Annotated in this window: 1 protein-coding gene and 1 pseudogene; both read left to right on the top strand. The window is 54.5% G+C overall.

From position 1 onward, the window contains the following. Nucleotides 1-419: phospholipase D-like domain-containing protein (locus tag A3730_RS07160; RefSeq protein ID WP_231883885.1), on the top strand; the 419-nt coding region annotated here is incomplete at its 5' end. A 242-nt stretch (nt 420-661) separates the two neighbouring features. After that, a pseudogene (locus A3730_RS07165) lies at nt 662-861 on the top strand (hypothetical protein); the annotation flags it as partial.

The raw sequence follows: 861 nt of genomic DNA on the forward strand, positions 1-861 counted from the left end.
TGACCTTGCTGGCGACATTGCAACTGGCGTTGCTGAAAGGGGTGCGGGTACAAATTGTGATTCCTCGCAAAAACAACCTGCGGCTGGTTCATTGGGCCAGTCTGCATGCCTTGCACTGGCTGGTATCGGAGGGGGCTGAGTTGTACCTGTCGCCACCGCCTTTTGACCACAGCAAGGTGATGACGGTGGATCAGCACTGGGTCATGTTGGGGTCCGGGAACTGGGATGCCCGCAGTCTGAGATTGAACTTCGAGTTTGATCTGGAATGTTATGGGGAGGAGCTGGCGGAGCAGATTGATGACGCGCTGGATGAGCGGATCGCGCTGTCACAGCGGCTGGATCAGGCCGGCTTTCGACAAATGGCGCCTTGGCGGCGGGTGCGCAATGCACTGGCTCATATGATGGAGCCCTATTTATAGGCTCGCTGCTTGGCGGCCATGGCAAAATGCCATTATTTGTGTGGTCTTGATCACGAACTGCCTGTTTGCCGGGATACAATCGTTACTCTCTTGGTTATAAAGTAGCCGCTTAAACAGGCTGTTTAATATCTTGGCGCAGCGAGATAGTTCCAGTACAGCGAAGAGTGCCTGTAGAAAAACAATAAAGACAGAGCGGTAAAGATAGCGCAATACCGGGAAGGTCGTGCGCCATATTGGTCAGGATGATGATGATAAAAAAACTGACAATCCTGCTGGTGTTATCACTGGTCGCGGTGCCGGTGCTGGCCGAAGAGGGGGAGTGGGTGCTGGTCACCGATCGGGACGCCGTCCAGGTGTTTCGCCAGGACGATGATACCTCACGCCTGAAAACTTTCCGGGGCGTGGCCGATTTGCGGGTGAATGACTTCAATGCCATCGGTGC

This window comes from Alcanivorax sp. HI0044 (assembly GCF_001634945.1).